Origin of the sequence: Burkholderia catarinensis (assembly GCF_001883705.2) — a bacterium.
GTDB lineage: Bacteria > Pseudomonadota > Gammaproteobacteria > Burkholderiales > Burkholderiaceae > Burkholderia > Burkholderia catarinensis.
The window spans coordinates 81,423-105,577 of sequence record NZ_MDEQ02000004.1 but is presented as its reverse complement, the minus strand read 5'-3'; the positions used below and the strand labels follow the sequence as shown (position 1 = coordinate 105,577).

At 67.3% G+C, this 24,155-nt stretch carries 25 protein-coding genes; 5 read left to right on the top strand and 20 right to left on the bottom strand.

Features of this window, described 5'->3' with window-relative positions; translation table 11 throughout:
• Both BFF94_RS07680 and BFF94_RS38295 read left to right on the top strand, forming a co-directional pair.
• On the top strand, positions 1 to 1,221 hold the full coding sequence (locus tag BFF94_RS07680) for a cupin domain-containing protein (protein WP_128845262.1): 1,221 nt from the start codon (positions 1 to 3) through the stop codon (positions 1,219 to 1,221).
• Positions 1,222 to 1,278: 57 nt separating this feature from the next.
• The gene (locus BFF94_RS38295; RefSeq protein WP_075122947.1) at positions 1,279 to 1,524 is read left to right on the top strand and encodes a hypothetical protein; all 246 of its coding nucleotides are present in this window, start codon (positions 1,279 to 1,281) and stop codon (positions 1,522 to 1,524) included.
• Here the strand turns inward: BFF94_RS38295 and BFF94_RS07675 are convergent.
• From BFF94_RS07675 to BFF94_RS07625, 11 genes are all read right to left on the bottom strand, one after another.
• Positions 1,452 to 1,787 (bottom strand): hypothetical protein, encoded by a 336-nt coding sequence (locus BFF94_RS07675; protein WP_162285559.1) that lies wholly within the window; start codon positions 1,785 to 1,787, stop codon positions 1,452 to 1,454. The genes BFF94_RS38295 and BFF94_RS07675 overlap by 73 nt on opposite strands.
• Positions 1,788 to 1,836: 49 nt before the next feature.
• Complete coding sequence (locus BFF94_RS07670; protein ID WP_128845264.1) at positions 1,837 to 2,613, bottom strand: MBL fold metallo-hydrolase; 777 nt, start codon at positions 2,611 to 2,613, stop codon at positions 1,837 to 1,839.
• Between the two features lie 4 nt (positions 2,614 to 2,617).
• The gene (gene bamC / locus BFF94_RS07665; RefSeq protein ID WP_128845266.1) at positions 2,618 to 3,763 is read right to left on the bottom strand and encodes an NlpB/DapX family lipoprotein; all 1,146 of its coding nucleotides are present in this window, start codon (positions 3,761 to 3,763) and stop codon (positions 2,618 to 2,620) included.
• 111 nt (positions 3,764 to 3,874) lie between these two features.
• Positions 3,875 to 4,780 carry a 4-hydroxy-tetrahydrodipicolinate synthase gene (gene dapA, locus BFF94_RS07660; protein WP_128845268.1) on the bottom strand — a complete coding sequence of 302 codons (906 nt, stop codon included), beginning with the start codon at positions 4,778 to 4,780 and terminating at the stop codon, positions 3,875 to 3,877.
• A 46-nt stretch (positions 4,781 to 4,826) separates the two neighbouring features.
• Complete coding sequence (locus tag BFF94_RS07655; RefSeq protein ID WP_219139182.1) at positions 4,827 to 5,429, bottom strand: class I SAM-dependent methyltransferase; 603 nt, start codon at positions 5,427 to 5,429, stop codon at positions 4,827 to 4,829.
• Between the two features lie 9 nt (positions 5,430 to 5,438).
• Positions 5,439 to 6,641, bottom strand: coding sequence for a tryptophan--tRNA ligase (locus BFF94_RS07650; RefSeq protein ID WP_047898472.1), 1,203 nt, complete (start codon positions 6,639 to 6,641; stop codon positions 5,439 to 5,441).
• Between the two features lie 8 nt (positions 6,642 to 6,649).
• On the bottom strand, positions 6,650 to 7,312 hold the full coding sequence (locus BFF94_RS07645) for a site-2 protease family protein (protein WP_128845270.1): 663 nt from the start codon (positions 7,310 to 7,312) through the stop codon (positions 6,650 to 6,652).
• A 49-nt stretch (positions 7,313 to 7,361) separates the two neighbouring features.
• A complete protein-coding gene (locus BFF94_RS07640) occupies positions 7,362 to 7,994 on the bottom strand; it encodes an L-threonylcarbamoyladenylate synthase (RefSeq protein WP_128845272.1) in 633 nt (210 codons plus the stop codon).
• A gap of 70 nt (positions 7,995 to 8,064) precedes the next feature.
• Positions 8,065 to 8,895, bottom strand: coding sequence for a 3',5'-nucleoside bisphosphate phosphatase (locus BFF94_RS07635; protein ID WP_219139181.1), 831 nt, complete (start codon positions 8,893 to 8,895; stop codon positions 8,065 to 8,067).
• A gap of 81 nt (positions 8,896 to 8,976) precedes the next feature.
• The gene (locus BFF94_RS07630; RefSeq protein ID WP_219139180.1) at positions 8,977 to 9,867 is read right to left on the bottom strand and encodes an alpha/beta fold hydrolase; all 891 of its coding nucleotides are present in this window, start codon (positions 9,865 to 9,867) and stop codon (positions 8,977 to 8,979) included.
• 187 nt (positions 9,868 to 10,054) lie between these two features.
• Positions 10,055 to 10,906, bottom strand: coding sequence for a ferritin-like domain-containing protein (locus BFF94_RS07625; protein WP_128845276.1), 852 nt, complete (start codon positions 10,904 to 10,906; stop codon positions 10,055 to 10,057).
• 149 nt (positions 10,907 to 11,055) lie between these two features.
• Here BFF94_RS07625 and BFF94_RS07620 point away from each other — a divergent pair, with 149 nt between their 5' ends.
• From BFF94_RS07620 to BFF94_RS07610, 3 genes are all read left to right on the top strand, one after another.
• Positions 11,056 to 11,580 carry a gamma carbonic anhydrase family protein gene (locus tag BFF94_RS07620; protein ID WP_128845278.1) on the top strand — a complete coding sequence of 175 codons (525 nt, stop codon included), beginning with the start codon at positions 11,056 to 11,058 and terminating at the stop codon, positions 11,578 to 11,580.
• Between the two features lie 25 nt (positions 11,581 to 11,605).
• A complete protein-coding gene (gene hslO / locus BFF94_RS07615; protein ID WP_128845280.1) occupies positions 11,606 to 12,556 on the top strand; it encodes an Hsp33 family molecular chaperone HslO in 951 nt (316 codons plus the stop codon).
• A 130-nt stretch (positions 12,557 to 12,686) separates the two neighbouring features.
• Entirely contained in the window at positions 12,687 to 13,040 is a 354-nt protein-coding gene (locus BFF94_RS07610; protein WP_128845282.1) for a hypothetical protein, read from the top strand.
• 89 nt (positions 13,041 to 13,129) lie between these two features.
• On the opposite strand, the gene ftsB is transcribed toward BFF94_RS07610, so the two are convergent.
• From ftsB to BFF94_RS07565, 9 genes are all read right to left on the bottom strand, one after another.
• On the bottom strand, positions 13,130 to 13,555 hold the full coding sequence (gene ftsB / locus BFF94_RS07605; protein WP_128845284.1) for a cell division protein FtsB: 426 nt from the start codon (positions 13,553 to 13,555) through the stop codon (positions 13,130 to 13,132).
• Positions 13,556 to 13,636: 81 nt separating this feature from the next.
• Positions 13,637 to 14,920, bottom strand: coding sequence for a phosphopyruvate hydratase (eno, locus tag BFF94_RS07600; protein WP_128845287.1), 1,284 nt, complete (start codon positions 14,918 to 14,920; stop codon positions 13,637 to 13,639).
• 106 nt (positions 14,921 to 15,026) lie between these two features.
• The gene (gene kdsA, locus BFF94_RS07595; RefSeq protein ID WP_128845289.1) at positions 15,027 to 15,881 is read right to left on the bottom strand and encodes a 3-deoxy-8-phosphooctulonate synthase; all 855 of its coding nucleotides are present in this window, start codon (positions 15,879 to 15,881) and stop codon (positions 15,027 to 15,029) included.
• Positions 15,878 to 17,536 carry a CTP synthase gene (gene pyrG, locus BFF94_RS07590; protein ID WP_128845291.1) on the bottom strand — a complete coding sequence of 553 codons (1,659 nt, stop codon included), beginning with the start codon at positions 17,534 to 17,536 and terminating at the stop codon, positions 15,878 to 15,880. Before pyrG ends, kdsA begins: the two co-directional genes overlap by 4 nt.
• Before the next feature lie 168 nt (positions 17,537 to 17,704).
• Positions 17,705 to 18,550: an alpha/beta fold hydrolase gene (locus BFF94_RS07585; protein WP_128845293.1), complete on the bottom strand. Its 846-nt coding sequence runs from the start codon at positions 18,548 to 18,550 to the stop codon at positions 17,705 to 17,707.
• 171 nt (positions 18,551 to 18,721) lie between these two features.
• The gene (locus BFF94_RS07580; protein WP_219139179.1) at positions 18,722 to 21,214 is read right to left on the bottom strand and encodes a DNA internalization-related competence protein ComEC/Rec2; all 2,493 of its coding nucleotides are present in this window, start codon (positions 21,212 to 21,214) and stop codon (positions 18,722 to 18,724) included.
• A 57-nt stretch (positions 21,215 to 21,271) separates the two neighbouring features.
• Complete coding sequence (locus BFF94_RS07575; protein ID WP_128846300.1) at positions 21,272 to 22,060, bottom strand: TatD family hydrolase; 789 nt, start codon at positions 22,058 to 22,060, stop codon at positions 21,272 to 21,274.
• A gap of 65 nt (positions 22,061 to 22,125) precedes the next feature.
• Entirely contained in the window at positions 22,126 to 22,884 is a 759-nt protein-coding gene (gene lolD / locus BFF94_RS07570; RefSeq protein WP_372454156.1) for a lipoprotein-releasing ABC transporter ATP-binding protein LolD, read from the bottom strand.
• The gene (locus tag BFF94_RS07565; protein ID WP_128846305.1) at positions 22,877 to 24,130 is read right to left on the bottom strand and encodes a lipoprotein-releasing ABC transporter permease subunit; all 1,254 of its coding nucleotides are present in this window, start codon (positions 24,128 to 24,130) and stop codon (positions 22,877 to 22,879) included. The genes lolD and BFF94_RS07565 overlap by 8 nt, the downstream gene beginning before the upstream one ends.
• Positions 24,131 to 24,155: the final 25 nt, after the last annotated feature.

Here is a 24,155-nt window from a genome sequence, read left to right as displayed (position 1 = left end):
ATGCGCAACCGGTCTCAAGCCGAACCGCGGGATGCCGCTGCCGCCTCGCTCGGCGCGCCACCTTCCGATCTTCCCACACCGCTGCTCGGCGGTCTCACGCCGGCGCAATTCATGCGCGGCTACTGGCAAAAGAAGCCGCTCCTGATCCGCCAGGCGATCCCCGGCATCGCGTCGCCGGTCTCGCGCGACGCGCTGTTCGAACTGGCAGCGGACTATGACGCGGAATCGCGACTGATCACCCATTTTCGTAACAAGTGGCAACTCGCGCAGGGCCCGTTCGAACCCGGCTCGCTGCCCGCCGTCTCGCGTAAGGCGTGGACCCTGCTCGTGCAGGGGCTCGACCTGCACGTCGATGCGGCACGCGCGTTGCTCGACCGCTTCCGCTTCATCCCCGACGCGCGCCTGGACGACCTGATGATCTCGTATGCGACGGACGGCGGCGGCGTCGGCCCGCATTTCGACTCGTATGACGTATTCCTGCTGCAGGTCGAAGGCCGGCGCCGCTGGCGCGTCGGTGCGCAGAAGGACCTGTCGCTGCAGCCCGACGTGCCGCTGAAGATCCTCGAAAACTTCGAGCCGAGCGACGAATGGGTGCTGGAACCCGGCGACATGCTGTACCTGCCGCCGCACATCGCGCACGACGGCGTCGCCGAAGGCGAGTGCATGACCTGCTCGATCGGCTTCCGGGCCCCGTCCGCCGGCGAGCTGGGCGCCCAGTTCCTGTACTATCTCGCGGAGCGCGGCGGCCTGCGCGGCGGGTGCGGCGATGATCTCTACCGCGATCCGAAGCAGCCGGCCGTCGACACGCCCGCGCAACTGCCTCCGGCGATGGTCGAGCGCGTCGCCGAGATCGTCGATGCCATCCGCTGGCGCAAGCGCGACGTCGCCGAATTCCTCGGCTGCTACCTGAGCGAGCCCAAGCCGAGCGTCGTATTCGACCCGCCCGCGCGCCCGCTATCCGAGGCCGCATTCGTCAAGCAAGCATCACGCCACGGTGTGCGTCTCGACAGAAAGGCCGCATTGATGTATAACGCGCGCTCGTACTTCGTTAATGGCGAGGAAGAACCGCTCGAGCAAGCCGGCGAATGGCTGCCCGAGCTGGCCAATCAACGTCAGATGGAGGCGAAACGGTTTGTAACACTATCCCGGGTTCCCTCAATGACAGCCTTATTGCACGAGTGGTATCGTGCGGGCTGGATACGGGTCGGAAACCGGAACTAGTTGTGACTCACCCCGTATGCCCGTACGGATCAAATTCTGTATGGGAAAGACAACGTATTGACCCCGCATTTGTCGACGGTCGATAGGAAAGTGCATATAATTTCCGCCCAAGCCGTAGGGAAGATTCACGCTCTAGAAGTGCATCTCCACCAGCGGCCCAGGTCGGTGTTGGAGCACATTACCGGTATTGTTTCGCGCTGTTGCTTACCTTTAACCATAAAAGGACGTGATCATGAAGAAATCCCTCCTCGTAGCTTCCCTGTTGGCTGCTGTTGCACTGGCTGCTTGCAACAAGAGCGCTGATCAAGCTGCTTCGTCGGCTGCAAGCGACGCAGCTGCTGCTGCTTCGACGGCTGCTTCGGCAGTTGCTGGCGCTGCGAGCGACGCTTCGGCTGCTGCTTCGTCGGCAACGGCTGCTGCGAGCGATGCTGCTGCTGCAGTGGCGTCGGCTGCTTCGGCAGCGACGGCTGCTCCGGCTTCGGGCGCAAGCCAGTAAGCCTCAGCGTCAGCTGAAAAAAAACCGGCCTGAGGGCCGGTTTTTTTACGTCTGTCGTTTCTGCGCACATCGCCCGGCAGTCGCACCGGGCCGCCGCCGCAGCAACGGCCCTGCCCCGTTCATCCGAGCATCAGCCAGTCGAAGCCCGCGTCCTGCGTGGCCACGATCACGTCCTCCCCGCTCGTCCCCAGCACACCGCCGAACGCCTGGCGGGCCAGTTCCGGCAGGTTGTTCTGCTGGCTCAGGTGCGCCGCGACCAGGTGCCGGAGGCGGCTGCGCTCAAGCGACGCGAGGATGTCGGCCGCCGCGTCGTTGCTCAGGTGGCCATGATTGCCGCCGATCCGGGCCTTCAGCGACTGCGGATAGCGGCTCGCGGCCAGCATCGCGGTGTCATGGTTGGATTCGAGCACCAGCGCGTCACAGCCGCTCAGGACGGCCGTGATGTGCGGCGTGGCCATCCCGACGTCCGTCAGCACGCCAAGCCGGCGGCTGCCGTCCATAAAGACGAACTGAAGCGGTTCCCGCGCATCGTGAGGAACTGTATAGGGCATCACGGCCAGATCGCGTATCGCGGCCGTCTCGTCGCCCCACAGCACGTGGAGATCGACATCGGCTTCGTCCGCGCCTACCGCGCGCGCGGTGCCCCAGCTCATGTAGAGCGGCAGCGACGCACGGCGGGCGAGCGTCAGCGCACTGCCGACGTGGTCGCTGTGTTCATGGGTAATGAGGATCGCATCGAGATCACCGATGCCGAGATTCAGTCGGCCGAGCCGGCGCTCGACCTCCTTGGCAGAAAAGCCGCAGTCGAGCAGCACGCGGGTGGTCGTCGTGCCGCTCGAGGCCTCGACGACCAGCGCGTTGCCTTCGCTGCCGCTTCCGAGGCTGGCGAATCGCACGCGCTCAGTTCAGCTGCGCGTGGAGCAGCGAAATGATCCGCTGCGCGTCCGACGAGTTGTCGACCTGGCCGTTTGCGCCGACCACCGCGACCTGCGTGCCGCCGCTGCCTTGCGCGCGCACGTTGACCAGGAATTCCCTGCCCGGCTTCGCGGCCGAAGGACCGCCGTAGAACAGCTTGCCGAACAGGCCGTCACGCTTGAGCTCTTCCATCGAATTCGCATAGCGCACGGTGTACACGCCCTTCTCGCGGTCGCGATTGTCGACCGTGAAGTTGGTACGGTCGAGCGCCAGGCCCACACGCAGCCACGCGCGGTCGAACGACTCGGCCAGTTGCAGCGTCGCCGCGCCGCCGTTCGTATCGCTGACCTGCGTCGGGGCCGTCGCGGAGTGCGCGTCGGTCAGCAGTTGCTTCGCCTGCGCGTCGGTCAGGCCGAACTTCTGCATCAGCTTCGACAGGAACACGGCCTCGAGCACCGGGTTGCGCGGACGCTCTTCCCAGCGCGACGACGTGCCGCCCTGCGGGCCGACCATCATTTCCTCCATCGCGCTGTGCGTGATCGAGATGTCGGTGTTGCCGTCCGACGTGCGGTTCACGAGCGTACGGAAGCGGTCGCGCGTGCCGGACGAGTACGCGAAATCGATGACCTTGCCGATCGTGCGGCGGAACCAGTCGTCCGGAATGTTCGCGCGGTTTTCGGCCCAGTCGGTGGCCATGATGCCCGTCGACGGCGCATCGGTCTTCAGCGAGAAGCCGTTCTCCTGCCAGAACTCCTTCAGGATCGGCCACAGTTGCTCGGGCGTCCGGCCATCGACCACGAGCCAGCGGCGATCGCCGTCGCGCTCGATGTGCATGCCGAGCGGATCCTGCGCGCTCGGGATGCCGTCGGTCGCGTTGCCGGCCTGCGTCGTGACCCGCGGCGGCAGCGTGCCGAGCCCTGCGTTGGTCGGCGGCGCGATGAACTGCTGGGTCGTCGGCACCGGCTTCAGGTCGCTCGGCACCGCGAGCGGCGGCGCCGAACCGGTGTTCTTGTAGTTGACCCGGTCGGGGGCCAGATAGTCGTTCAGCGTATCGCAGCCAGCGAGCGCGCCCAGCGCCAGCGCCACCACCGACATCTGGATGGCGCGAGAGGAAAAGGCGAAACGTTTCATGAAATCCTTCGTCTTGCTAGAACGCTCGTCAGGAGCGGCGCCGGACGGAGCCGGCCGGTGCGGGTTGGTCAGGGGTCGAGCCGGCGGCCGCAGGACGCGGCCGCCTAGGCATCAGGCGAGAACGCCGGCCTCGACGAGGGCCGAACGCACGGCATCGTGGCAGCGCTCGTCGAGCGCCGTGAGCGGCAGCCGGATGCCGCCCTGCATCTTGCCCATCGCCTGCAGCGCCCACTTCACCGGGATCGGGTTCGCCTCGATGAACAGGTTCTTGTGCAGCGACAGCAGCTTCATGTGCAGTTCACGGGCGGTCTGCACGTCGCCGGCCAGCGCCGCACGGCACAGCTCGCTCATCGCGCGCGGTGCGACGTTCGCCGTGACCGAGATGTTGCCATGGCCGCCGAGCAGCATCAGCGCGATCGCGGTCGGATCGTCGCCGCTGTAGATCGCGAAATGCTTCGGCGCCGCCTTGATCAGGTGCGCGGCGCGATCGATGTTGCCGGTCGCTTCCTTCACGCCGATGATGCCCGGCACCTGCGCGAGGCGCAGCGTCGTCTCGTTCGCCATGTCCGCGACCGTGCGGCCCGGCACGTTGTACAGGATCACCGGCAGGTCGACCGCTTCGGCGATCGCCCGGAAGTGACGGTACATGCCTTCCTGCGTCGGCTTGTTGTAGTACGGCACGACCTGCAGCGTCGCGTCCGCGCCGACAGCCTTCGCGTGCTTCGTCAGTTCGATCGCCTCGGCGGTCGAGTTGCCGCCCGCGCCCGCGATGATCGGGATGCGTTTCGCCGCATGCTCGACCGCCGTGCGGATCATCAGGATGTGCTCTTCGACGTTGAGCGTTGCCGACTCGCCGCTCGTACCGACCACGACGAGCGCATCGGTGCCTTCCGCGATGTGCCAGTCGATCAGTTTGCGAAACGCCGGCAGGTCGAGACTGCCGTCTTCGAGCATCGGGGTGACGATCGCGGGGATGCTGCCGCGGATTTGAATGCCGTCTTGGGTGCCGTTAGCCATGAAACGCGATTGATTGTGTACCGGTAAACGTTGAGATTGTAGCGGATTAGCCGGGCAGTTCGTAACGTGGAATTCCCGCCCCCGCCTTCGGGGTCGCGTCCTCGCGCACCGCGCAGAGACGCTGGACGAACGCCTCGCGCGGCGCGGCGACGAAACCGTCCTCGTACGCGACCACCCGCAGGCGGCCGTGCACGGCACTCAGCAGCTCGCCCGGGGCGAGCAGGAACGCTGGGTTGGACGGTTTGCCGACCGTTTCGTTTCCTTGCGCGAAGGTTTCGTAGATCAGCATGCCGCCCGGCGCCACCGCATCGAGCAGATGGGGCCAGAGCGGACGATGCAGATAATGGGTGACGATCACGGCCGCAAACCGCTCGCCAGCCGGCAGCGGCCACGGCGCGCCTTCGAGATCGGCATCGCGGGCGTCGACGCCCGGAATCGCGCGCAATGCGGCCAGCGCGGCCGGATCGCGATCGAGCGCAACGACCGGATGCCCGTGCGACGCGAACCAGCGCGCATGGCGGCCACCGCCCGCGGCAACGTCAAGCACCGCGCCGCCGGCCGGAACGAGCCGCGACCATTGCGCGACCCAGCGCGACGGCTCGGCCGGTGCGACGTGGCCGCCCGCGGCGGCGATGACGGATTCGCTCATTCAGTCGGATCAGTTGTACGACAGGCCCATCGCGTCGCGCACGTCGCGCATTGTTTCCGTCGCGTACTTGCGCGCCTTGTCGCAACCGTCCGCGACGATCGCGCGCAACAGCGACGGATCGTCCATGTACTTCTGCGCACGCTCGAGCATCGGCTGCTGCTCGCGCAGGATGCCTTCGATGACCGGCTGCTTGCAGTCGAGGCAGCCGATGCCCGCCGAGCGGCAGCCCTTCTGCACCCATTCGTGCGTCGCTTCGTCCGTATAGACCTGGTGCAGCTGCCACACCGGGCACTTGTCGGGATCGCCCGGATCGGTACGGCGCACGCGCGCGGGGTCGGTCGGCATCGTGCGGACTTTCTTCGTGATCGTCTCGGCGTCTTCACGCAGGCCGATCGTGTTGCCGTACGACTTGGACATCTTCTGCCCATCGAGGCCCGGCATCCGGGACGCTTCGGTCAGGAGCGCCTGCGGCTCGACGAGGATGATCTTGCGTGCGCCTTCGAGGTAGCCGAACAGGCGCTCGCGGTCGCTCATCGACAGGCTCTGCGATTCCTGCAGCATCGCGCGCGCCTGTTCGAGCGCCTCGTCGTCGCCTTCCTGCTGATACGCGTTGCGCAGTTCGTGATAGAGCTTCGCGCGCTTGCCGCCGAGCTTCTTCGCCGCGTCGAGCGCCTTCTCCTCGAAACCGGGCTCGCGGCCGTACAAATAGTTGAAGCGGCGTGCGATCTCGCGCGTCATCTCGACGTGCGGCACCTGATCCTCGCCGACCGGCACGAGCGAGCCGCGATACAGCAGGATGTCGGCCGCCATCAGCACCGGATAGCCGAGGAAGCCGTAGGTCGACAGGTCCTTGTCCTTCAGCTTCTCCATCTGCTCCTTGTAGGTCGGCACACGTTCGAGCCAGCCGAGCGGCGTGCTCATGCCGAGCAGCAGCGCAAGCTCGGCATGTTCGGGCACCTTGCTCTGGATGAACAGCGTCGCCTGCGCCGGATCGATGCCGGACGCGAGCCAGTCGATCAGCACGTCCCACACGTTCTTCTCGATGACCTCGGGAGTCTCGTAGTGCGTCGTCAGCGCATGCCAGTCGACGACGCAGAAGAAGCACGGGTACTCGGACTGCAGCTTCACCCAGTTTTTCAGCACGCCGTGGTAATGACCGAGGTGCAGCGACCCGGTAGGTCGCATGCCGGAGAAAATACGTTCTGGGAACATGATTGTCGTTAGAGAAGCGAGGCAAATGGAGACAGGATGGCGCTCAGGACGGCGTAGCCGACATTGACGAGCGGGCGCAACCAGAAGTTCGTCAGCACGCCCGTCGCGACCAGCGCGAGGACGATGATGAAACCGTACGGCTCGATGCGCGACAGCGCGATCGATTGCTTCGGCGGCAGCAATGCCGCCAGGATGCGGCCGCCGTCGAGCGGCGGCAGCGGAAACAGGTTCAGCACGCCGAGCACGAGGTTCGCGCTGACCCCGGCAAACGCCATCCGCGTGAAGAACGGCTCGTCGATGCCGACAGCAGGCAGCACGAGGGTCAGCAGGCCCCAGATCAGCGCCTGCACGAAATTGCAGGCCGGGCCCGCGAGCGATACCCACAGGCTGCCCCAGCGCGGATTGCGCAGGTTGCCGAACGAAACCGGCACCGGCTTCGCATAGCCGAACAGGAACGCGCCGCCCGTCAGGAAATACATCGCGAGCGGGATCGCGATCGTGCCGAGAGGATCGATGTGGCGCATCGGATTGAACGACACGCGCCCCATCACGTAGGCGGTGTTGTCGCCGAGCAGGCGGGCGGCGTAGCCGTGCGCGGCCTCGTGCAACGTGATCGCGAAGATCACGGGCAGCGCGTAGACGGCGATGGTCTGTATCAGGGAAGCATCCATATCGCGTTATTGTAACAAGCGCACTCGCGCAAAAAATGGAACGGCGCGCTTACGCGGCCGAGAGTCCGAACGGCTCGAGCGCGCCGCGCCCCGCGCGCACCAGCTCCGGCTCGTCGCCGGTCAGGTCGATCACCGTCGACGGCTCGCGCGGGCATGCGCCGCCGTCGATCACGAGATCGACCTGTTTCTCGAGCCGTGCGCGAATGTCGTCGGGATCGTTGAGCGGCTCGTCGTCCGGCGGCAGGATCAGCGTCGTGCCGAGCAACGGCTGGCCGAGCGATTCCAGCAGCGCGAGCGTGATCGCGTGATCGGGCACACGCAGCCCGATCGTCTTGCGCGACGGGTGCGACAGCCGGCGCGGCACTTCCTTCGTCGCCTGCAGGATGAATACGTACGGGCCCGGCGTCACCGACTTGATCTGCCGGTACTGGCGGTTGTCGACCATCGCGAAATTGGCGAGCTCCGACAGGTCGCGCACGAGCAGCGACAGGTGCTGTTTCTCGTCGAGGCCGCGAATCCGGCGCACGCGCTCGACCGCATCCTTGTCGTCGAGATGGCACGCGAGCGCGTAGCTCGAATCGGTCGGCATCGCGATCACGCCGCCCTTGCTGACGATCTCCGCGGCCTGCTTGATCAGGCGCGGCTGCGGATTATCCGGATGAATCCTGAAGAACTGGGACATGGGGCACGTAAAGGGGGAGGAATCGGATGCGCGCGCGGCGGCAACGCGGGCGGCGGGCAGCCGCCAGGTGTCAGAGCCAGCGCTCCCAGACCGGTGTCAGGTCGGACGGCAACGGCGGCAGGCCGCCAAGCTCGACACGGCCCTCGCCCGGCGCATGGAAATCCGAGCCGCGCGACACTTCGAAGCCGAAGCGGCGCGCAACGTCCGCGTATTCGCGGTACTGGTCGGGCGTGTGGCTGCCCGTGACGACCTCGATCGCGCGGCCGCCCAGATCGATGAATTCGCCGAAGAATGCGTCGAATTCGACGGGCGTATAACGGTAACGGCCCGGATGCGCGACCACGGCTTCGCCGCCCGCCGCGCGAATCCACGCGACCGCGTCGGACAGCGCCGCCCAGCGATGCGGGACGAACCCGGGCTTGCCGTCGCCGAGCAGGCGATCGAACACGTCGGACGTCGATTCGGCGTGGCCGTTCTCGACGAGAAAACGCGCGAAGTGCGTGCGCGAGATCAGGTCGGGATTCGACACGTATTTCAGCGCGCCTTCGTACGCGTCGGGGATGCCGAGCGTGGCGAGCTGCGCGCCGATCGCCAGCGCGCGCGCCGCGCGGCCGTGGCGCGTGCGGTACAGGCCGTCGGCGAGCACCGGGTTCGCGGGATCGATGTTCAGGCCGACGATGTGCACGGTGCGCGACGCCCACGTGACCGAAATCTCGACGCCGCTCAGGTAGCGCATGCCGAGCGCTTCCGCCTCGCTGCGCGCCGCCGCCTGGCCGCCGATTTCGTCGTGGTCGGTCAGCGCCCACAGGGTCACGCCGCCCGCATGGGCGCGGCGCGCGACGTCGGCAGGCGACAGCAAACCGTCGGAAACATTCGAATGGCAGTGGAGATCAGCGTTCATTGTCAGCATGGCAGGTAAGGCTTCATTCTACTGCAACGCGGCAATGCGCCGTCCGCCTGCCCCGCCGCCGCTGCCGCACGCTTATGCGCAGAACGCCTCGATCAGCGCCGCAATCTGCTCGGGCTGGTCGTGATGGACCATGTGGCCGGCATCCTCGACGAGCTTCTCGCGCCAGTCGGGGAACGCGTTGAAACGCGCCTTGAATTCCGGCAGCGGGATGTCGCCGGCGAGGTGGGCAAGCGTCGGCGAATTGACGGCCTCGACGTGCAGCACCTTCGCGCGCACCTGCGCCCAGGTCGCCATCACTTCGTCGAGCCGGTACAGCAGCGGGCCCGGCATCTTGTGCGCAGGGTCGGCCAGCAGGTGATGGAGGCCGTCGTCGCCGCGCTTCGACCAGTGCGCGGCGAGGAACGCGGCGCGGCGCGGGTCGAGCCGCGGATTGGTCCTGGTCAGGCGCGCCGCCACTTCGTCGAGAGACGCGTAGGGGCGCAGCGCGGGCGGCTCGCGCAACTCGTCCAGCCAGCCGCGCAGCCGGCGCGGCGCCTGCTCGGCCCGCGCGGGCGCGAGCCCGAAACCCTCGAGATCGACCACGCGCCGTACGCGCTCCGGCCGTGCGCCGGCATACAGGCACACGACGTTCGCGCCCATGCTGTGCCCGACCAGGTTGACTTCGCCGGTCGGCGCATAGTGGTCGACGAGCGCATCGAGATCGCCCAGGTATTCGTGGAACCAGTAGTGGCCGCCGCCCTGCCGCGCGACCGGCCAGTCGGACAGCCCGAAGCCGCGCGCATCGGGCGCGATCACCTGCCAGTCGCCCGCGAGCGCGTCGACGACGAACTGGAACGACGCCGCGACGTCCATCCAGCCGTGCAGCATGAACAGCGTCGGCGCATCGGGCCGGCCCCAGCGCCGGACATGCAGCCGGACGCCGCGCACCATGACGAAATCGGAAACAGAACTCGACGTTTTCATTGCAGCCGCCAGAAAAAAGAATGACCGTTCGATTATAGCGGCGACGCCCCCGCTCCGGCGGCCGGCAATCGAGGCACAACTCTAGCGGCAGGGCGTTCGAGGGCCCGCTGGGAAGCACCGTCGGTCGAGCGCACGGCTGGCTGGCTGGCGGCAGACAAAACGCAGCCGAACGCGATCCGCGATCCGGTTAACGCGCCGCGTTTCCGTCCGCCCCGTCCTGCTCGGCCAGTTCGTCGAGTTCGGCCTGCTCGAATCCGGCGTCGCGCCGCGCATCGAAATTGAACGGCCCCCGCAGCCGCGGCGCATGGTATTGCTCGGCGAGCTGGCGGTAAGCCGGTACCGGATCGCGGCCGGCTTCGTCGCACAGATGCCGGAACCAGCGGTTGCCGATCGCGACATGACCGATTTCGTCGCGCAGGATCACGTCGAGGATCGCGGCCGACGCATCGTCGCCTGCCTGCACGAGCCGCGCGCGGATCGGCGGCGATGCATCGAGCCCGCGAGCCTCGAGCGTGCGCGGCACGAGCGCCATGCGCGCAAGCGCATCGTCCTTGGTCCGCTCGCACATCTCCCACAGCCCGTTGTGCGCGGGAAAATCGCCGTACGCATGCCCGAAAGCCGCAAGGCGGTCGGACAGCAGCGTGAAGTGATAGGCCTCCTCGGCCGCGACCTTCAGCCAGTCGGCATAGAACACGTCCGGCAGGCCGGCGAAACGCCAGACCGCGTCGAGCGCGAGATTGATCGCATTGAACTCGATATGGGCGAGCGCGTGCAGCAGCACGGCGCGCCCTTCGGGCGAACGCATGCTGCGCCGCTCGAGCTGGCGCGGCTCGACGAGCGGCGGGCGCTCCGGACGTCCGGGCAGATCGGCCGGTTCGCGCAGCTCGAGCGAAGGCGCGATCGCGGCCTGCCCGGCCAGCAGTGCGTCGTACAACGAGCGCACCTGCGCGGCCTTGGCCGCGGGTGCGGAGGTGCGCAGCGCGTCGAGCGCCACGCTGCGCACACAAGCCGGCGCATTGCCGAAAGAAGAAGACGCCATGCTCATAAACGGGGACACCTTGCGTACGCGTCGCGGGAGCGCACGCACGCGACGGTTTACAATATGCGATTGTTCCGCGGCGCGATGCGCCGGGCAAACCAGACGCGCCATTCTACCGGCGCCCATCACCGAAGAGACAAGGAGACTCCGTGACGATCTACAAGCTGGGCGATACGGCCCCGACGATCCACGAAAGCGTATTCGTCGCCGATACGGCGGCCATCATCGGCAAGGTCGTGCTCGCGGAGAACGCGAGCGTCTGGTTCGGCGCGACGATTCGCGGCGACAACGAGACGATTGCCGTCGGCGCCGGCAGCAACGTCCAGGAAGGCGCGGTACTGCATACGGACCCCGGCTTTCCGCTGACGATTGCCGAAAACGTGACGATCGGGCACCAGGCGATGCTGCACGGATGCACGATCGGCGAGGGTTCGCTGATCGGTATTCAGGCGGTGGTCTTGAATGGAGCGGTTATCGGCCGCAACTGTCTGGTTGGCGCCGGCGCGGTCGTGACGGAAGGCAAGACGTTCCCGGACAATTCGCTGATTCTCGGCGCTCCGGCGAAAGTCGTGCGCGAGCTGTCGGCCGAAGACATCGCGCGGCTGCGCGCGAACGCGAAGACGTACGTCGAGCGGCGTGCGCATTTCAAGGAGCAACTCGTGCGGATCGGGTGATTCGCACGGATTTCAAGGAAGAAGAGTGAGCGACCAGTTACAGAAATTCATGTTCAATGCGGCGCCCGTGCGCGGCGAGATCGTTTCGCTGCGCAATACGTGGCAGGAAGTGCTCGCCCGCCGCGACTACCCTGCCCCCGTGCGCACGGTGCTCGGCGAGATGATGGCCGCGTGCGCACTGCTGTCCGCGAACCTGAAATTTCACGGCACCCTGATCATGCAGATCTTCGGCGACGGGCCGGTCCAGATGCTGGTCGTCCAGTGCGGTTCGGATCTGTCGATGCGGGCCACCGCGAAGTTCGCCGGCGACTCGGCGCAGACGATCGGCGATGACACGAGCTTCGCGTCGCTCGTCAACGCGAGCGGCCACGGCCGTTGCGTGATCACGCTCGACCCGGCCGACAAGCTGCCGGGCCAGCAGCCGTACCAGGGCATCGTGCCGCTGAACGGCGTAGACGGCCCGCTCGAATCGGTGTCGCAGGTGCTCGAGCATTACATGCATCACTCGGAGCAGCTCGACACGCGGCTGTGGCTCGCGGCCGATCGCGACCGTGCGGTCGGCATGCTGCTGCAGAAGCTGCCTGGCGACGGCGGCATCGTGCCGCGCAACGCCGAAACCGATATCGACACGTGGGAACGCGTCTGCGCGCTCGGCGGCACGCTGTCCGCGAAGGAACTGCTCGAGGTCGAACCGGAAGTCGTGTTCCGCCGGCTGTTCTGGCAGGAGAACGTACAGCACTTCGAACCGGCCGGCACGCGCTTCCAGTGCTCGTGCTCGCGCGAGAAGGTCGGTGCGATGCTGCGCATGCTCGGACATGAAGAAGTCGACAGCGTGATCGTCGAACGCGGTCACGTCGAGATTCACTGCGAGTTCTGCAACCAGCGCTATGAATTCGATCCCGTCGACGTCGCGCAGTTGTTCGCGGCCCCCGGCGTCGAGACCGGCGTCTCGCCCGCAACCGACCAGCGTCACTGAGCGGCGCGCCCGATGCCCGCCGTCCGGGCACGGGCGCATAATGACGCACGAGCGTCGCACGGCTCCGGCGCCGGAGGCTGGCCTTCGGCGCACGCCGCTTCCCGCCGTCGGCGCGCTGCAGGAGAAACTCATGAATCGCCCGTTTCGCACCATCGTCCTGACGAGCGTTGCCGCCGGCACGCTCGCGCTTGCCGGCTGCGCGATGCCGCCGCCGACCTCCACGATCCTGAGCCGCCTGCCCGAACCGGGCGCGTCGGGCGGGCAGCCGCCCGCGCTGTCGAGCGCCGAACGCAAGCGCTACGACGAAATCGACCAGCAGGTCCTGCGCGAACAGAACAGTGCGATGGCGGCCGAGGCGGCCGCGCGCGCATGGGCTTATTACTCGCCGCCGCCCGTGACCGTCTACGGCGGGTATTACGGCGGCGGATGGGGCAATCGCTGGGGCACGGGCATCGGCTACAGCTACCCCGGCTGGTGGTGGTGAGCGTGCATCGCCCGACCGATTGAACACTGGCAGGAAATAAAAAAGCGCGGCATTTCCCGCGCTTTTTTAATGGATTCGAGCTATCGCGCTCAGTGGTGCGCCGCCTTGCCCTTGTCGCCGCCATGATGCCGCGACGGCTTCGCAATCGACTGCGGATTCGGCACGACACGCACCGGCGCCGCGGACACGGCACCGCGCGTCGACGTGCTCGAAGGCGTGTTGTTCAGGGGGCTCGCCGGCGCGTTCGGCGACACGAACTGCACGAATACTTCGCCGTCCTTCACCATGCCCATCTCGTAGCGCGCGCGCTCCTCGATGGCCGCGGTGCCGCTCTGCAGATCCTGCACTTCGCCGGCGGTCCGCTCGTTGCGCAGCTTCTCGTCCGCATTCTTCTGGAGCTGGTCGTCAAGCTGCTGACGCAATTCATGCACCCGCAGCCAGCCGCCGTGTCCCCACCATAGGGGGTACTGAATGAGCGCCAGCAAGGCAATCAGGACGACAGTGACAAGCCGCATGTAAGAGACGCAGATATAAGAAGCGCCGCTCCGCGCACATGCACAGAGCGGCGTCGATATGACGAACCCGATAGTAGCGCGTTAGCGCAGGTTATAGAAAGCCGATTTACCCGGGTAGCTCGCGATATCACCGAGATCTTCCTCGATGCGCAACAGCTGGTTGTACTTCGAGATGCGGTCGCTGCGCGACAGCGAACCCGTCTTGATCTGACCGGCGTTCAGGCCGACCGCGATGTCCGCGATCGTCGAGTCTTCCGTTTCGCCCGAGCGGTGCGAGATCACGGCCGTATAGCCCGCGCGCTTCGCCATTTCGATCGCCGCGAACGTTTCGGTCAGCGTACCAATCTGGTTGATCTTGATGAGGATCGAGTTCGCGATGCCCTTCTCGATGCCTTCCTTCAGGATGCGCGTGTTCGTGACGAACAGGTCGTCGCCGACGAGCTGCACCTTCTTGCCGAGGCGGTCGGTCAGCAGCTTCCAGCCTGCCCAGTCGCTTTCGTGCATGCCGTCCTCGATCGACACGATCGGGAACTTGTCGGCGAGCGTCGCGAGGTAGTCGGTGAATTCGGCCGACGACAGTTGCAGGCCTTCGCCCGCGAGCTGGTACTTGCCGTCGTGGTAGAACTCGGATGCCGCGCAGTCGAGCGCGAGCAGCACGTCTTCGCCCGCACGGTAGCCGGCCATCTCGATCGCCTGCAGGATCGTCGACAGGCACTCGGCGTTGCTGCCGAAGTTCGGCGCGAAGCCGCCTTCGTCACCAACTGCCGTGCTCATGCCGCGGTCGCTCAGGATCTTCTTCAGTGCGTGGAACACTTCCGCGCCGCAACGCAGGGCTTCACGGAACGTCGGCTGGCTGACCGGGACGATCATGAATTCCTGGATGTCGAGGCTGTTGTTCGCGTGCGCGCCGCCGTTGACGATGTTCATCATCGGCACCGGCAGTTGCATCGCGCCCGAACCGCCGAAGTAGCGGTACAGCGGCAGGCCTGCCTCTTCGGCTGCAGCCTTCGCGACGGCCATCGACACGGCCAGCATCGCGTTCGCGCCGAGGCGCGACTTGTTGTCGGTGCCGTCCAGCTCGAGCAGCGTCTTGTCGAGGAACGCCTGCTCCGACGCATCGAGGCCCATGATGGCTTCGGAGATTTCGGTGTTGATGTGCTCGACTGCCTTCAGCACGCCCTTGCCGTTGTAGCGGCCGGCTTCGCCGTCGCGCAGTTCGATCGCTTCACGCGAGCCCGTGGACGCGCCCGACGGCACCGCCGCGCGGCCCATCGTGCCCGATTCGAGCAGCACGTCGCATTCGACGGTGGGGTTGCCGCGCGAATCCAGAATCTCGCGGCCGATGATATCTACGATTGCACTCATGGGTTTCCTCTGAGAATGACGATGGATTCTTCAAACTGCGACGGCGTGCGTGGCGGAACCGCTTTCGCTACTGACGCACGAAGCCGTCGCAAGGTTCATTCGATCTTCAATTGAAATCGTTTTCCAGGAACGGATTGCGCTTCACCGCCTCGTCGAGCGTGACGAGGGTCTCCAGCAGCGCACCCATCCGGTTCAGCGGCACCGCGTTCGGGCCGTCCGACTTCGCCTCGGCCGGATTCGGGTGCGTTTCCATGAAGAGGCCCGCGACGCCCGTCGCGACCGCCGCACGCGCGAGTACCGGCACGAATTCGCGCTGGCCGCCCGAGCTCGTGCCCTGCCCGCCCGGCAGTTGCACCGAGTGGGTCGCGTCGAACACGACGGGAGCGTTCGTCTCGCGCATGATCGCGAGCGACCGCATGTCCGACACCAGATTGTTGTAGCCGAACGAGACACCGCGCTCGCACGCCATGAAGCGGTCTTCCGACAGCCCCGCTTCGCGCGCCGCGTCGCGCGCCTTGTCGATCACATTCTTCATGTCGTGCGGCGCGAGGAACTGGCCCTTCTTGATGTTGACGGGCTTGCCCGAGCGCGCGCACGCATGGATGAAATCGGTCTGGCGGCACAGGAACGCGGGCGTCTGCAGCACGTCGACGACCGACGCGACCTGCTCGATCTCGTCGATCGAATGCACGTCGGTCAGCACCGGCAGGCCGAGCTGGCGCTTCACCTCGGACAGGATCCGCAGGCCCTCGTCCATTCCGAGGCCGCGAAACGACTTGCCCGAGCTGCGGTTCGCCTTGTCGTAGGACGACTTGTAGATGAACGGAACGTTCAGCTTTTCGCAGATCTCCTTCAGGCGGCCCGCCGTGTCGATCGTCATTTGCTCCGATTCGACGACGCAGGTACCCGCGATCAGGAAGAAAGGCTTGTCGAGACCGACCTCGAAATCGCACAGCTTCATGCTTTCACTCCGCGCGCTTGCTTGTTGGCGAGCGCGGCTTCGACGAACGACTTGAAGAGGGGATGACCGTCACGCGGCGTGGACGTGAATTCCGGGTGGAACTGGACGCCGACGAACCACGGGTGCATCGAGCGCGGCAGCTCCATCATTTCCGGCAGATCCTCGCTCGGGGTACGGGCGCTGATGATAAGGCCGCCGGCTTCGAGCTGGGGCACGAAGCGGTTATTGACTTCATAACGGTGGCGATGGCGTTCGTTCACGTCCTTGCCATAGATTTCTTCCGCCAGCGTGCCCGGCTTGATCGGGCAGCGCTGCGAGCCGAGGCGCATCGTGCCGCCGAGATCGGATTCCTCGGTGCGCGTCTCGACCTTGCCTTCGCGGTCGTACCACTCGGTGATCAGCGCGACCACGCGCTCCGGCGTGTCCTGATCGAATTCCGTGCTGTTCGCCTGCTTCAGGCCGACGACGTCGCGCGCGAACTCGATCACCGCGAGCTGCATGCCGAGGCAGATGCCGAGGTACGGCACTTGCGCGTCGCGCGCATGGCGGATCGCCGCGATCTTGCCTTCCGTGCCGCGACGGCCGAAACCGCCCGGAACGAGCACCGCATCGAGGTGCTTCAGGCTGTCGACGCCGTTCGCCTCGACCTCTTCCGAATCGATGTACTCGATGTTGACCTTCGTCGACGTGTGGATCGACGCATGGCGCAGCGCTTCGATCAGCGACTTGTACGATTCGGTCAGGTCGACGTACTTGCCGACCATGCCGATCGTCACTTCGTGCTTCGGGTGCTCCAGCTTCTCGACGAGCTCCGCCCACATCGTGAGGTCGGCGTCCTTCGGCGACAGCTTCAGCTCGTCGCAGATGATCTTGTCGAGGCCCTGATCGTGCAGCATCTGCGGAATCTTGTAGATGCTGTCGGCGTCCCACACCGAGATCACGGCGTCTTCCGGCACGTTCGAGAACATCGAGATCTTCTTCGATTCGTCGTCGGGGATGCGGCGGTCCGCACGGCACAGCAGCACGTGCGGCAGGATGCCGATCTCGCGCAGCTTCTGCACGCTGTGCTGGGTCGGCTTCGTCTTCAGCTCGCCGGCCGTCGCGACGTACGGCACCAGCGTCAGGTGCACGAAGCACGCGCTGTTGCGGCCGAGGCGCAGGCTCATCTGACGCACGGCCTCGAGGAACGGCAGCGACTCGATGTCGCCGACCGTGCCGCCGATCTCGACGATCGCGACATCCGGCTCGCCGCAGGTGGCCGACGCGGCCCCGCGCTCGATGAACGCCTGGATTTCGTTCGTGATGTGCGGGATGACCTGCACGGTCTTGCCGAGATAGTCGCCGCGGCGTTCCTTGCGGATCACCGATTCGTAGATCTGGCCGGTCGTGAAGTTGTTGGCCTTACGCATCTTCGTGCTGATGAAGCGCTCATAGTGGCCGAGGTCGAGGTCCGTCTCCGCTCCGTCTTCCGTCACGAACACTTCGCCGTGCTGGAACGGGCTCATCGTGCCGGGGTCGACGTTGATGTAGGGATCGAGTTTGAGGAGGGTGACTTTCAGACCGCGCGATTCAAGGATCGCGGCGAGGGAAGCGGCGGCAATGCCCTTGCCAAGGGAAGAAACTACGCCGCCGGTGACGAAAACATATTTGGTCATCGCTGGATGCTCGCGGGAAAAGCGGATTATACCGTAAAGCCCGCCTTTCTCTCAGCAGTTGGCGTGATGATCGCGCCCTTTCGCGCGAGCCGCGCGCGCCGGATCGAACCGGCCGGCCGGTCGGCGCGACTGCCCGCGCCAGGGCACGGTCCGGCCGCCCGGCAAGGGTCAGGCGCGCTTCGCCAGCGGGGCACTGCCCTGCGGAACATCGCCCTCCCCCGCCTTCAGCGAATTCAGCATCCGCTGCAATGCGCGGGCGGTCTCGAGCGGCCGCTCCATCGGGAACAGGTGACTGCCCTCGAGCCATTCGACTCGGCCGCGCGCCGCGCGGCGCGTCGCGTCGAGCCCGACCTGCCGCACCTCGCGCGAACGCGTGCCGGCGAGAAAGCCGAGCGGCACCGGCGCGCCGTGCGCGAGCCGCGGGCCGAGCGTGTGCGGCAGCGTCCGGTAGATCAGGTATTCGACCTGCCGGTCGAACGCGAGCGCGCGCTCGCCGTCGGCACCGGCCTGCGGGATGCCGTAGTCGATGTAGTCGGCCAGCATCCGTTCGTCCCAGCGCGCGAACGCGGGCTTCTCGCGGAAGTGCCGCCAGACTTCGTCGCGGCTCAACCAGCGGGTGCGCCGGTTGCGCGTCGCGGCGGCCGGCGACAGCCGCTCGTCGAGCCCTGCCCACTGGCTCGCGCGCAACGCGCCGGCACGCCAGCCCGCGATGATCGGTGAATCGATCATCACGACGCCGCGCACCCATTGCGGCTTCTTCAACGCAGCCATCAGCGACAGGTAGCCGCCGAGCGAATGGCCGACGAGCCAGACGGGACGCTCGTAGCGGCTGCCGATGTCGTCGAGCAGTTGCTCGACGAGATGCGGCCAGTCGCGCGTCACCGGGTAGCGGCGGTCGTGGCCGATCCGTTCGATGTAGCGCAGCTCGTAGTCGTCGGCCAGTTCGGCGAAAATCGTCCGGTACGTCGACGCCGGAAAGCCGTTCGCATGCGAGAAATGGAGGATGTCCTTCAAACGCCGATGTCTCCTTTGTCGGCGGGAGTTAGTGCTTTAGCACTTACTCCCGTCCCATGCTTCGCGGTCGACCGGAGTTAGCGCTTCAGCACTTACCCCCGTCCCATGCTTCGCGTTCTACCGGGCCCCGGCTTCGGGCTTTCTTTCCTGATACCCCGGCCCTCGCCGCGCTCACCGGTCCATCCAGTACCGGCGCCGTTCGTCGCGATGACGCGCGAAGGCAAACCCGCCGTCGGCCGGCGCGACGTCGAACCGGACGGCGCCGTCGCGATCGGTACGCGGCAGCGGAATCCCGCGCGCCTCGTAGCGTGCGAGGACCGTCCGGTGCGGATGCCCGAAACGATTGCGATAGCCTACAGGAAATACCGCGACGCGCGGCCCGACCGAATCGAGGAAAGGCTCGATCGACGACGTGCGGCTGCCGTGGTGCGGAACGACCAGGATCTGCGCGGCCAGCGCGTCGCGAGCAGCGGCCACGAGCTGGCGCTCGCTGCGCGCCTCGACGTCGCCCGTCAGCAGCGCGGACGTGCCGCCCGCGTCGACGCGCAGCACGCACGACTGCCCGTTCGACGCGCCCGTGCCCGGGCCGCCCTGCGGCCACAGCATCGTGAAGACGACGCCGTCCCAGGTCCAGCGCTGCCCGGCCGCGCACGGCAGCCGGTCGGCGACGCCGGCGGCCGCCGCGTCGCGCCACAGCCGGCTCTGCGGCGGAATACCGGCCAGCAGCTGGTGCACGTCGGCAGCCGCATAGACGGCCGGTGCGCCGCCCGCGTGATCGGCGTCCGCGTGACTGAGCACGAGCGAATCGATCGCCGCGATCCCTCGCGCACGCAACGCCGGGGCGACAATCCGCGTACCGGCGTGGGTCGACTCCGCGCCCGGCCCCGCATCGAACAGCAAGGTCCGCCGCGCGGTCTCCACCAGCACCGACGCGCCCTGCCCGACGTCGAGCACGGTCAGCCGGAAGCCGCCCGCCGGCGGCGCATCGGACGCCGGCGCGACGAGCGGCAGCCACGTGAGCGGCGCCGCCCAGCGCAACGGCCAGCCGCGCGGCATCAGCGCCCATGCGACGCCCACGCATGCCAGCGCCAGCACCGGCCAGTCGGGCATGCGCAGCCAGAACACGCCGGCCGGCCAGTCGGCGAGATATCCGAGCAAGGTCATCATCGGCTCGAGCGCCGCGTGTGCGAGCCGGAACGCATACGCATCGAGCGGCGCGGGCAGCGCGATGCCGGCCAGCACGACCGGCGTCACGACCGAGCTGACCCACGGAATCGCGAACGCATTGCCGAACGGGCCCGACAGGGAAATCTGCGCGAACCATGCGGCCGTCAGCGGTGCGAGACCGATCGTCACCGCGTACTGGACGCGCGTGGCCTCGGCGATGCGGCGTCCGGCGCGCGTGCCCCACGCGCGCAACCGGCTCGACAGGGCGGCCGTACCGCCACCCTCGCCACCCTCGCCGCCCTCCGCGTCGACCTCACGCGCCGCGCGCCAGCCGGCGACGGCCAGCAGGATCACGGCGACCGCCCCGAACGACAGCCAGAATCCGGCCGACAGCACGGCCCACGGATCGGCAAGCAGCACGCCGCCGAGCGCCGCGCACAGCACCGCGGACGTCGGTACGCTGCGTCCGGCCAGATACGCGATGCCGCCGGCCGCGATCATCCACCACGCGCGCTGTGCCGGCACGTTGAAGCCGGCGAGCGCCGCATAGCCGGCCGCTGCCGCCAGCGCGGCAAGCGCTGCCGCATACGGTGCCGGCAACACGAGCGTCGCGGCCCGGGCGCGCCAGCGCAGTCGGCGCCAGACCATCGACACGAGCCCGCCCGCGATCGCCCCGACAAGCCCGACATGCAGGCCGGAAATCGCCACCAGGTGACTCGTGCCCGTGTTGCGCAGCACGCGCCAGTCGTCGTCGCCGATGCCCGACTGGTCGCCGATCGCCAGCGCGGCAACGATCCCGCGATGGCCGGCGTCGCCACCGAGCGTCTCGCCGATGCGCGCCCGCAGCGCGTCGCGCAGCCGATCGATCGACGCACGCCAGCCCGCTGCGCGCGCATCGAGCAATACCGCCCGCCGGGGTGCGCTGACATAGCCGATCGCGCGAATGCCCGCGGCGAGCCACGCCGCCTCGCTGTCGCGCACGCCGGGATTGGCCTCGGCATGCGGGCGCTTCAGGCGCACGACGAAATGCCAGCGCTGTGCGGCATGCAGATCGGGAAGCGCTTCGCGCGTCGCGGCTGCGCCGTACGCGCGCCACGACAGCCGGATCAACGGCGGAAAACGGGCCAGCCCCGCATCGTTCGACTCGACCGCGAACAGCAGCCGCGCGCCGGTCTCGTCGACGACGGGCAGCCCCCGGATCACGCCGGTGACGACGATGTCGCGCCCTTCCCACTCGGCGGGCAGACTGTCGCTCAGCCGCCATTCGGCCCGCGCGGCCGCATAGCCGAACCCCGCCACGCAGGCCGCGAGCGCGCACAGTACCCATCCGAGCACGACGGTCGTGCGCGTGCGCCGGCGACGCATGCCCCACGCGCCCAGCGCCGCGCAGCCCGCGAGCACGGCTGCACCGGCCGTCCATGCAATCGCCCCCGGCAACGCCGCCTGCCGCTGCAGCACGACGACGCCGAGCGCGAACGCGATCCACCACACGCGCATCCCGCCTCCTCGTCGACCCGGCGCCGCCATCACGAATGCGGCGCCTTCCGGCAACGATTATGCGGACGAAAGTGCGAGTCGCGGCAGCGCGGCGAGCGCGTTAGCCGAAGTGCATAGGGACAGCGCGCCGGCGTCGAGCCCGCGCAGTTCGGCGAGCACGTCGCCGATGCGCGGCACCTGGTCGGGCGTGTTGCGGGATTGGTACGCCCATTCGGGCGCGATGTCGGGCGCGTCCGTCTCGACGACGATCGCGTCGAGCGGCAATTGCGTCGCGAGCCGGCGGATCTGCAGCGCGCGCGCGAAGGTGACGTTGCCGCCGAAGCCGAGACGCAGCCCCTGCGCGAGATACGCATCGGCCTGCTGGAAACTGCCGTTGAATGCATGCGCGATGCCGCGCCGCACGCCGAAGCGGCGCAGTCCGGCAAGTACGCGGTCCTGCGACTTGCGCACGTGGCACAACACGGGCAGGTCGAATTCGCGCGCCAGCTTGAGCTGCCCCTGGTAGAAGAACTGCTGCCTGCCCTCGTCGAGCCCCGGCACGAAATAGTCGAGGCCGATCTCGCCGATCGCCACGAAGCGAGGATCGTCGAGGCTCGCCTCGATCTCCATGCGCAGGCGGTCGAGATCCTCGTCGCGCGCCTGCGGCGTATACATCGGATGGATGCCGAGCGCATAGACCGCGCCCGGCGTGCGCTGCGCGAGTTCGCGCACCGTCGTGAAGTTGTCGCGCCCGATGCTCGGGATCACGATGCGCGACACGCCGGCCGCGCGCGCCGCTTGCGCGACCGCGTCGCGGTCGGCATCGAACTCGGCGGCATCGAGATGGCAGTGCGTATCAATCCACATGGCGGCATTCCTGCGCCCTTCGCGCCGCACCGGGACGAACCCGGCGCCTCGCGAAGGGCATGCGTTCACACCGGCAATGCCGGCTCCTCGTACAGCACGCCGTCGCGCAGCCGCATGATGCGATCGCAGCGCGCGGCGAGATCGGGATCGTGCGTGACGATCACGAAGCTCGTTTCGAGCGTCTCGGACAGCTCGAGCATCAGGTTGAACACCGTATCGGCCGTCGTGCCGTCGAGGTTGCCGGTCGGCTCGTCGGCAAGCACGCACGCGGGCTTCGTGACCAGCGCGCGGGCAATCGCGACGCGCTGCCGCTCGCCGCCCGACAGCTCGCCCGGCCGATGCTTCGCGCGCGGGCCGAGACCGACCCGTTCGAGCATCGTCTGCGCCTGCGCGCGCGCGTCCTCGGTCGTCATCCGGCGGATGCGCAGCGGCATCGCGACGTTGTCGAGCGCGGTGAATTCGGGCAGCAGGTGATGGAACTGGTAGACGAAACCGAGCGCGCGGTTGCGCAACTCGTTGCGCTCGCGCTCGGCGAGTTGCGTAAATGGCTTGCCGAGCAGCGACACCTCGCCCGCGCTCGGCTCGTCGAGCCCGCCCAGCACGTGCAGCAGCGTGCTCTTGCCGGAACCCGACGCGCCGACGACCGCGAGCTTCTCGCCGCGCCGCACCGTCAGCTCGGTATTGTTGAGCACCTGCACGTTGAAGCCGCCCTGCACGAACGCCTTCGTGACCCCGCGCGCCTGAAGCACGTATTCCTGCATACCTGCCGAATCCTGTCTGTTGTGTTGTCGTGAATCCGCCAATGCGGTCGCGCGGTCATTCATAGCGGAGCGCCTCCGCCGGCTTCACCTTCGCGCCGCGCCAGCTCGGATAGAGCGTCGCGACCGCCGACAGCACGAACGCGATCAGCCCGATCCGGATCACGTCGCTTGCGACGAGCTCGGACGGCAGCTCGCTGATGAAGTACACGGACGGCGGCAGGAACTGCACGCCGAACAGATGCTCGATCATCGGGATCAGCCACGGGATGCTCCACGCGATCAGGCAGCCGAGCGCGACGCCCGACGCCGTGCCGACGAAGCCGATCGTCACGCCCTGCACGACGAAGATCTTCATGATCGACCCCGGCTGCGCGCCGAGCGTGCGCAGGATCGCGATGTCGGCCTGCTTGTTGGTCACCGTCATCACGAGCGACGACACCAGGTTGAACGCGGCCACCGCGATGATCAGCGTGAGGATGATGAACATCATCCGCTTCTCGATCTGCACGGCCGAGAACCACGTCTTGTTCTGCTGGGTCCAGTCGCGAATGTACAGGCTGCCCGACAGCGTATGCGACAGCTCGACCGCGACCTGCGGCGCCTTCTGCATGTCCGTCAGCCGCAACCTCACGCCGGTCGGCGCGGCCATCCGGAACAGCGCCTCGGCGTCGCGGATGTTGATCATCGCGAGCGTGCTGTCGTATTCGTAATGCCCCGACTCGAACACGCCGACGACCGTGAACTGTTTCAGGCGCGGCATCATGCCGGCCGGCGTGATCGAGCCTTCGGGCGCAACGAGCGTGACCTTGTCGCCGACCGTCACGCCGAGGTTGCCGGCAAGCGCGTCGCCGAGCACGATGCCGAACTGGCCCGGCACGAGCGCGCCGAGCTGGCCGGCCTTCATGTCCTTGCCGATGTCGGACACCTGCGGCTCGAGCGTCGGCTCGACGCCGCGCAGCATCACGCCGCTCACCGCGTCCTGGCGCGTGAGCAGCGCCTGCGCGTCGACGTACGGCGCCGCGCCGGTCACCGACGGATTGCGGCGCGCTTCCTGCGCGGTCAATTGCCAGTCGGGCATCGAGCCCGTCGGCGAGAATACCTCGACGTGCGCGAGCACCGACAGCATGCGGTCGCGCACTTCCTTCTGGAAGCCGTTCATCACCGACAGCACGACGATCAGCGCCGCGACGCCGAGCGCGATCCCGAGCATCGACACGAGGGCGATGAAGGAAATGAAGCCGTTGCCGGTCGTGCGTTTGCCGGCGCGCGTGTAGCGCCAGCCGATCTGCCATTCGTACGGAAGTTTCAAGCGAATCCTTTCTGCTGGTTACGGC